The sequence below is a fragment of the Streptococcus sp. Marseille-P7376 genome, from assembly GCF_902460385.1.
Taxonomy (GTDB): Bacteria; Bacillota; Bacilli; order Lactobacillales; family Streptococcaceae; genus Streptococcus; species Streptococcus sinensis.
Genome location: NZ_CABPTS010000024.1, coordinates 23,454 through 32,248, shown reverse-complemented (window position 1 = coordinate 32,248; position 8,795 = coordinate 23,454). Strand labels below are relative to the sequence as shown.

Annotated in this window: 9 protein-coding genes and 1 tRNA gene; 7 read left to right on the top strand and 3 right to left on the bottom strand. The window is 41.8% G+C overall.

Going from position 1 to position 8,795, the window contains the following annotated elements:
- Window positions 1-735: Cna B-type domain-containing protein (locus FZ952_RS09965; protein ID WP_262366358.1), on the top strand; the 735-nt coding region annotated here is incomplete at its 5' end.
- A gap of 496 nt (window positions 736-1,231) precedes the next feature.
- Entirely contained in the window at window positions 1,232-1,453 is a 222-nt protein-coding gene (gene comW / locus FZ952_RS09960) for a sigma(X)-activator ComW (RefSeq protein ID WP_148881557.1), read from the top strand.
- Between the two features lie 151 nt (window positions 1,454-1,604).
- On the opposite strand, the gene FZ952_RS09955 is transcribed toward comW, so the two are convergent.
- On the bottom strand, window positions 1,605-2,501 hold the full coding sequence (locus FZ952_RS09955) for an RluA family pseudouridine synthase (protein WP_148881556.1): 897 nt from the start codon (window positions 2,499-2,501) through the stop codon (window positions 1,605-1,607).
- Between the two features lie 151 nt (window positions 2,502-2,652).
- Between FZ952_RS09955 and pbp2a the strand changes: the two genes are divergently transcribed.
- From pbp2a to FZ952_RS09930, 5 genes are all read left to right on the top strand, one after another.
- A complete protein-coding gene (gene pbp2a / locus FZ952_RS09950) occupies window positions 2,653-4,875 on the top strand; it encodes a penicillin-binding protein PBP2A (protein ID WP_148881555.1) in 2,223 nt (740 codons plus the stop codon).
- Between the two features lie 60 nt (window positions 4,876-4,935).
- Window positions 4,936-5,088 carry a 50S ribosomal protein L33 gene (gene rpmG / locus FZ952_RS09945; protein ID WP_015605910.1) on the top strand — a complete coding sequence of 51 codons (153 nt, stop codon included), beginning with the start codon at window positions 4,936-4,938 and terminating at the stop codon, window positions 5,086-5,088.
- 9 nt (window positions 5,089-5,097) lie between these two features.
- Window positions 5,098-5,277, top strand: a complete 180-nt coding sequence (gene secE, locus FZ952_RS09940; RefSeq protein ID WP_148881554.1) for a preprotein translocase subunit SecE — start codon at window positions 5,098-5,100, stop codon at window positions 5,275-5,277.
- A gap of 141 nt (window positions 5,278-5,418) precedes the next feature.
- Window positions 5,419-5,955 carry a transcription termination/antitermination protein NusG gene (gene nusG, locus FZ952_RS09935; RefSeq protein WP_037617404.1) on the top strand — a complete coding sequence of 179 codons (537 nt, stop codon included), beginning with the start codon at window positions 5,419-5,421 and terminating at the stop codon, window positions 5,953-5,955.
- Window positions 5,956-6,160: 205 nt separating this feature from the next.
- A complete protein-coding gene (locus FZ952_RS09930; RefSeq protein WP_148881553.1) occupies window positions 6,161-6,940 on the top strand; it encodes a hypothetical protein in 780 nt (259 codons plus the stop codon).
- A gap of 259 nt (window positions 6,941-7,199) precedes the next feature.
- Here the strand turns inward: FZ952_RS09930 and FZ952_RS09925 are convergent.
- A tRNA-Cys gene (locus FZ952_RS09925) sits at window positions 7,200-7,270 on the bottom strand.
- A gap of 295 nt (window positions 7,271-7,565) precedes the next feature.
- Window positions 7,566-8,390, bottom strand: coding sequence for an SHIRT domain-containing protein (locus FZ952_RS09920; protein WP_148881552.1), 825 nt, complete (start codon window positions 8,388-8,390; stop codon window positions 7,566-7,568).
- Window positions 8,391-8,795 lie beyond the last annotated feature (405 nt).

The window sequence follows — 8,795 nt, the reverse complement described above, 5'->3', positions numbered from 1 at the left end:
AAGCTGACTCCAGAGAAGATTACAGTAAGCGGTCAAAAGACTTGGAACGACGCCAATAACCGAGATGGCAAACGTCCAGACTCCATTACTGTGAAGCTCTTAGCCAATGGCAAAGCGACTGGTAAAACAGCCACAGCGAGCGAAGCGACTGGCTGGAAGTATGAGTTTACAGAACTGGATCGCTATGAAGGTGGTAAAGAAATCACTTACACTGTCAAAGAAGTCGATGTTCCGGAAGGTTATAAATCAATCCCAAATGGGATGAATGTAACTAACAATTACGAACCGAAAGTGACTCATGTTGAAGGAACGAAAACATGGAATGATAACAACAACCAAGATGGTATTCGTCCAAGCTCTATCCAAGTGAAACTGCTTGCGGATGGTAAGGATACCGGACTGATCGCTACAGCGAGTGAAGCGACTGGTTGGAAGTATCATTTTGAAGGACTGCCTAAAAACCAGAACGGTAAAGAAATTAAATATACAGTCCAAGAAGTGAACGTTCCGAAAGGTTATACATCAACAGTGAATGGTTACAATATTACCAATGTTTACACTCCGGAAGTACCTCCAACAACTCCTCCATCAAAACCGGAAGAGCCGCAGACACCAGGGAAACCGAAGAAGAAAAACATCTTACCTTCTACTGGTACCGTTGAGAACTTCTTCCTCTGCCTGTTAGGACTTGGTACACTAGGCGGAGCCCTTTACCTAGGTAAGAAGAAAGCTTAGACCTGATAAGAGTTCACTCAAGCAAGCACTCGAAATCAGAACTTAAGCAGCTCTAAAAAAATCGAACCACATCTAGCGGGAAGCAATTCCTTGATGTGGTTCGATTTTTAAATTTTAGAGAGTTCTCTCAATAGATTTTTGTTATAAAATGTTTTTCGGATTTGATCCTCTCTAACAGGTCACCTAGATTGGTGAAGGTTAAGGATGGAGGGAAGGCGGTTTTCCTCCTCTGGAAGCTTTTGAGTTCAAAGTTAAGCTGAGGGTTCTCCTAGTTGATTTGAAACAGTATCAGAAAGAGAATGGCTAAAACCTGCTATTTTTAGTGTAGCCGATTTTTAGATTGTTTATCCATGCAAGATGCTCTAAATTTCCCCTAAAATGTCATGTTCTATATTCACTTTGCATTTGAGGCTTTGATTGAGGCAGAATAATGATTTTTACCCAAAACACTCTATTTTTCTTCTATACTAGTTTTAACAAAAAAATAGGAGTTGTTATGAAAATTCAAGAAATTTATTTGAAGTACAAAGGTTATTATGCTGAAATTGAGGCTGAATATTCTCATTGTCAAAAGACGAGTATAGAGTGGGAAACACTGCATCTGCGCTATCTGATTTATTATCTGGTTCGGTACAATATTGGCAAGATGCAGTTTTTCAATCCCTATCATTATCGGACGGCTTACCGCTTGTATCTGGAGCAGTTGGTTGTAAGCTAGTAGAGAAATAAGAAAGACGATTTCCCATTATGAAATCGTCTTTTGGTCTACGGGTCAGTCTAATTTTCGTCCTTTACATAAAAAATTTTGAGCTTTATAAGGGGACAAGGCTAATTGATTGCATGGAGTGTTCGCTTTGGAGACTTGGCAATCAGGTAAGATAGCCCTTTCTAGACTTACTTCTGTGCTGTCTGATTTCTGCTTCAAAACTCTCTGACGGTGCTTCCACGCTGATGGTTTCCAGTGTGAACGGATGGGTGAATGTCAGACGATGGGCATGGAGCATGAGGCGGCCTTGAGGTTGGGGGTGGTAAAGGGGGTCACCGATGATGGGATGGCCGTGATGGGAGAGATGGACACGGATTTGGTGAGTACGTCCTGTTTTCAATTGGCATTTGACCAGAGTCGTGTTTCCAAACTCCTTGAGTCGGGTCACATGAGTTTCGGCATAGAGCCCTTTTTTCGGATCAACGAGGCGTTTCCGTCTGTCATGGCGGTCTCGGCCGATTTTATCTTTGTATATGATAGTCTTATTAGGAAATTTCCCTTGGGCAAGGGCCCAATATTCGCGGGCAATGTCTTTGTTTTCCAAGAGGCGATTGAGAATAGGGAGGACAAAGGGATTTTTGGCAAAAAGGATAGCACCGCTGGTTTCTTTATCCAGGCGGTGAACGACATAGCAGGTCTGTCCGACATAGCTTGAAACATGATTGAGCAGAGCTATTTCTGTCGGCTCATTGGCATGGCTTTTCATGCCGTTAGGCTTATTGACAATGATGAGATGTTCGTCTTGATAGACCTCTTCGACTAGATGAGGCTGGCCAGCTAAGATTTCTTTTTCTGGATAGTCCTCTTTGTCAAAGGTCAGTTGAATGCTGTCGCCAGGCTTGACCACAGTCTGCCAGTGGATAGACTCACCGTTGACCAAGACGTGTTTCTTGGTTCGGAGAAAGTGACGAATTTTGCGAGGGATGAGCAGCTGCTCTTCTAGCAGTTCTTTGACGGTCATCTGAGCCAGGCTTGCGGGGATGGTAATGGTAAATTTCATGTTTTCATTGTAGCAAAAACTAGCCCATTTGGAAATGCTTAGCTGGAAAAAGGAAAGCAGCTCTGCTATTTCCTTAAAGAAAGCTAAAAAGAATAGAAAGCAGCGGACTCGTGCCTTGTGTCTACATGGATAAGGTGATAAAATATGTTTTATGAAGAAATTAAATGATGTATTTGAAAAACTAGTCAATTTTTTTAAAACGGATCAGCCTCAGAAAAAGGTTGCTGAAGAGTTGGGAGGTGAAGCTCTTGAGCCTAGCTACAGCCGATCTGGCAAGAGTCGGAAGAAGCCCCTGTCTCAGCATCCCTTCCGCCGTTTTTGGCGCAGATTTCACCTGACCAAGATATTCCTGATTTTCGGTTTGACCTTTGGTCTGGTGGTCGGTGGCTATCTTTTTTATGTAGCCAAGACGACCAATGTCAAAGACTTGCAGAATGCTCTTAAAGCCACGACTTTGATCTATGATAAGGATGGAAATGAAGCGGGCAGCTTGTCTGGGCAAAAGGGCACCTATGTCGAATTGGAGGGCATCAGTCAGGACTTGCAGAATGCCGTGATTGCGACAGAAGACCGTTCTTTTTATAAGAATGGCGGGATCAACTACAGTCGCTTCTTTCTAGCCATTTTGACTGCGGGGCGCTCTGGTGGTGGTTCGACCATCACGCAGCAGTTGGCTAAGAATGCCTATCTCTCTCAAGATCAGACCATTGAGCGTAAGGCCAAGGAATTTTTCCTAGCTTTAGAAATTAACAAAAAATACAGCAAGCAGGAAATCTTGACCATGTACCTCAATAACTCTTATTTTGGCAATGGGGTTTGGGGCGTGGAAGATGCCAGCAAGAAATATTTTGGTGTATCTGCCAGTCAACTCAGTCTAGATCAGTCGGCGGTTCTAGCCGGCATGCTCAAAGGACCAGAGATATATAATCCCCTGTATTCGATTGAGAATGCGACCAACCGCCGTGACACCGTTCTTCAAAATATGGTAGCGGCAGGATACATTGATCAGGCAACGGCGGATCAGGCTGCGACGGTTGGCATTGGAGGCCAGCTAGTCGATGCCTGTGAGGGCAAGTCAGAAGACTATCGCTACCCATCTTATTTTGATGCAGTTATCAATGAAGCGGTTAATGATTACGGTCTGACTGAGGAAGAAATCGTCAACAACGGCTATCGGATTTACACCGAGTTGGATCAAAATTACCAAGCTAGCATGCAGGTCATCTATAGCAATGTCGATCTCTTTCCGCTGGCTGACGACGGCACTAGGGCTGAGTCAGGAAGTGTAGCGCTGGATCCTAAGACGGGTGGCGTTCGGGCTTTGGTCGGCCGTGTCAACAGTGCTGAAGGATCTGCCTTTCGGACTTTCAACTATGCGACTCAGTCTTCCCGCAGTCCGGGCTCGACCATCAAGCCTTTGGTAGCCTACAGCCCAGCGATAGCAGCAGGCTGGTCAACGGATAAGGAGCTAGACAATAGTCGGACAGTTTTTGGCGATTATACGGTCAATAACTATGGCAATATCCAAAGTTCACCGACGGTTCCGATGTATCAAGCCTTGGCTGAATCCCTCAATATTCCAGCTGTTTCAACAGTGGATGAATTAGGCGTGAGCAAGGCCTTTGAATACGGCAAAAAGTTTGGCCTTAATATGGACAAGGTAGAACAAAATCTAGGCGTAGCTCTGGGAAGCGGCGTGACGACCAATCCACTTCAGATGGCTCAGGCCTACTCAGCCTTTGCGAATGATGGGGTCATGAATGACGCCCACCTCATCACTAAGATAGAGAATGCCAGCGGTCAGGTTGTAAAAACCCACCGGCAGACTTCTACCCGTGTCCTCAATCGCTCGACCGCAGAAAAGATGACCAGCATGATGCTAGGAACTTTCTCAAACGGAACGGGGATCTATGCGGCCCCTTACGGTTATACGATGGCCGGAAAGACAGGGACGACAGAGACCGACTTTAATCCTGACTTGTCAGGGGACCAATGGGTTATCGGCTACACACCAGATGTAGTTATCAGCCAGTGGCTGGGCTTCCCTAAGACGGATGAAACTCACTATCTGACTGGGACGAGTGCCAATGAAGCCTCGGCTATCTTCCGCAATGTGGCCAACAGTATCCTGCCTTATACGGAAGGAACGTCCTTCTCTGGTGAGAAGAATGCTTACGCTGAAAACGGCATTTCACCAGTGGATACCTACGGTACTGGCGAAACGAATACGGCCAGCGAAAACAAAGACTTCCTGAAAGATGTCCAAGAGCGGGCACAAAACCTAGTAGATGATGCCAAGAAAGCTATTGATGAGTCTGGTATTTCTGAAAAAGCCAAGAATCTCTGGGATACTATTACCGGCTGGTTCCAATAATCTTTCAAACAGCTTGTCAAAGAATCAGAAAACTGCTATAATAAGACTGATGGAGGCGTCATGGCATTAAAAAAAGCGAGTCTAGCGTGTACAGTTTGTGGGTCGCGAAACTACTCAATCAAACTTAGTAGCACTCCAAAACCTACGCGTCTAGAAGTAAATAAATATTGTAAACATTGCAGTAAATACACCCTGCACAAAGAAACCAGATAGGAGACAGTTGTGAGATTCATTAAAGATATTTTTGGATTATTGAGAGGTACAACTTGGCCTACCCGCAAAGAAAGATGGACAGACTTTATCTCAGTGATGGAATACACGGTATTCTTTGTTGTGATTATCTATCTCTTTGATAAGGTAGTGGCTAGCGGTCTCTTCCGTATAATTGATATGTTTTCATAAAAACAGTAGAGCTGCTTTGGCGGCTCTATTTGTCTGTAAAATGTTTTTCAAAATGCTTTGTAATTTTGGATTTTATGGTATAATAGGGCTAGAAATATGAAGCGAGGCCCTCAGGCTTTTTTATTTAGGAAAGGACAAGACATGGACAGTTTTGACAAAGGCTGGTTTGTACTGCAAACCTACTCAGGCTATGAAAATAAAGTAAAGGAAAATCTCTTGCAACGCGCTCAAACCTATAATATGCTGGAAAATATCCTGCGTGTGGAAATTCCGACCCAGACCGTACAGGTCGAAAAGAACGGCAAGACCAAAGAAGTTGAAGAAAACCGATTCCCAGGCTATGTACTGGTTGAGATGGTCATGACAGATGAAGCGTGGTTTGTCGTGCGGAATACGCCGAACGTAACCGGATTTGTCGGTTCACATGGAAACCGCTCTAAACCAACTCCGCTCTTGGAAGAAGAAATCCGCAACATCCTCATTTCCATGGGGCAAACGGTTCAAGAATTTGATTTGGATGTCAAGGTGGGCGATACTGTCCGTATTATTGACGGGGCCTTCACTGACTATACAGGAAAAATTACAGAGATTGATAACAATAAAGTCAAGATGATTATTTCCATGTTTGGCAATGACACGGTTGCAGAAGTCAATCTTAGTCAAATTGCAGAGCTGTAATTCCTTAAAAAGCATAAAAAAGAGAGTCGGAAATATTTTTCCGCTCTTTTTGTGTGCAATTTTACATTGATCCCACCATCTAGAACTTAAATAAGATAAATATAGTTTCAATAACTTAGCTTATGGTCAGGAAAACGGATACAGAATTCGTTCAAAATGTTATAATAAGTCGTGATATAGCAAAGAAGATGTTTAAGGAGGGCTTATGAAAACCATTTTTGAAAATCAAGAAATAACATTTAGTGGCCCAGATGGCCATACTTTAATTGTTAAAAATGAGGGTTTGTCCTATCAAGATGGGAAAAATAAAAATCTTGATATTTCATTTGATAAAGTTTCTGCTATCTTACCACGTCGTTACTGTAATTCTAATTCAAGTTATAATCTCATTTTTCGAGATAAGAAAGGAAAGAATATGGCTGAATTTGATACGGATACGACCATTCGCAATAATATCCACAATATATTTGAAACGAAATCGATACTGTTAGCCTTTGCAGCAAGCAAGCTTACCAAAGATTTCCCAAATAATCTGAGGACTCTTGATATAACATTGGCTTTTAGTATGAAAGAAAAAGAAATTCGTATTGCTAATGGCGTCATCTATGGCTCAAAGAATACAATCAATATTGAGGACATTCGCAGAGTACAGTGCGTGACAAATGGGACGATTTCCAATCTTGCTCTGTACAGAAATGATAAAAAGAAATTTTGGGACATTCCTGATATGAAACTCCCTTGTAACGAAGTAACCTTGCCTCTACTTGAAGCGATTGTTACTCAAAATACGGGGAAAGGGATAGATTTCACTCGGGGAAATGGTTTCGATCAAAAAACTTCTGAGTTTATGATTATTCGTTATATGGATTCCAGCTTTTTTATCAACAGTGACGGAACTCTAGCTAAAGAATGGCAAAAACAAGTTTACGATAGAATTCTTTTATACCAATATGATCTAGCAGATTTATTAAAACAGCTACCGTAAGTTCAGATCATAACTTTGGCATGTGAGGTGGCTTGTGGAGGAAGAAAAAGGAGATAAGTAACCTTCGGTTAGCTATTACAGTAAGCAATCTGTACAGAATTGAAAGTAAAATAGTAAAATCCTTCTGAATTGCTCAGAAGGACTGTTTGTCCATCAACTTTATCCTATTTGCCCTAGTTCTAGTATAAGCGAAGAGAAAAGAAAAAGCCCGATTTAATGGGCTTTTCATTCGGTTGATTCCTGATAATCAGGTATTGAAAGGCGGTAGACGGATTTGAACCGACGATCAAGCTTTTGCAGAGCCGTGCCTTACCACTTGGCTATACCGCCGCAACTCTTACTATTTTAGCGTATATTTTTCAGGACGTCAACTAAAAGTTACAAACTTTGCAAAAATAATTAAGATGATGTCCCAAAAGATGGTCTGCTAGTAGAAATCAGAAAATAAATCATGAAATGACTAGAAGCTATCAGAGCTTGTCTGGTCTGAGTTTTCCAAAGTGGAGATATTTAGCATATTAGCAGTGAAATAATAAAAAGCCGATAAAATCAAAACTTGCTTTTATCGGCTATGCTAAATTAGAATTCTTTAAAACTGATACATCAGAGTTTGTGAGCGTACATGTTAATCCCAGGAATCTTCGTCAGTTTCTTTACGTTTCCGGAATCCCAGCAGGGTTATCATGGATGAGAAACGGCTCAATGCTGCTTTGAAATTTTGTTTTTGAGAGTTTTTAAGTGGAGTCGTCGGTGAAGTGGCAGGAACCTCGGTTTGCGTTGTGCCCAGCTTCTTTTTGCGGTAGAAAAAGAAAGATCCGGTTGCAAGCAACATGGCTAGTAAGCTACTGATGACTGGCAAGGTCAGGGTGAATGCAGTCTTCGCCTTTTTTGAAGATTTACTGCTTGTAGAGTGCTCCTTGCTTGAGGTGCTTGTTTCCTGCTTTGGCTCTTTTTCAAACTCCCATTTGCCAATAAAATGCGCATCTTTATCTTGGATAGTCTCCGCATCTTTGTCGTAGCCTTTAAAAATCCATTTTCCTCCTGGGACCTGGATTTCTGTTTGGTTTTCTTTTGGCGGCTCAGGGATTGCTCTCGTTCCGTTTTGGATATTTTCCTGATTTTGTGGCAAGTATTTCAGGACTTCTGGAGGCAGAGTCTTATTTGGGGTGCCGCTGATAAATTCGTATGTTTTATTATAAAGAGCTGGAGCTGCAGGCGTGCTTGAAGAGGAGGTGTTGCTGTCCGTTCCTTGGTTTGGTTGGCTTTCAGAATCTGAATGTTCTTGCCCCTCTTTTTCGTTAGTTGAGAGGTTGGAAGAGACCAGTTCACTCTTCTGATCGTCAGCCTCTCCTTCAACAGAGGCGTGCGCAACTACTGGTAAAAAAGCTGAGAAAAGTAAAGGGAGTATAGGAAAAAGCAGTGTTCGTTTTTTCCGTCTCGATTCAGCCATGCAGTAGTTTCCTCCTCTCTTAATGTTTTTTAGTTAAAAGTCTCTATCATTTCATTCTAGTATTTATTTGAGAATCTGTCAAGTAAGTTTAGTCGTCTGAACATCAAATGGCTGAAAGCTCCATCTTAAAGTAATATTGGATAGAACATAGATAAAAGTAAGCGTTCTTTTATAAAAAACTGCATCAGATCGCTTCATTTCCTGTCCATTTTATATATAAAATCAGAGAATACTATCACCTATGTATATTAGGAAAGTAAAAAAGGTCTATGTTTTTACTCGATTTCATGACATTTTTTACACAATCATTAGATTGGGGTTACATGTTTAACTTGACAAATTACAAGAATATTATTATCATTAAAATAAGTGGTATTTTATACTGTTACTTTAGTAACGTATATA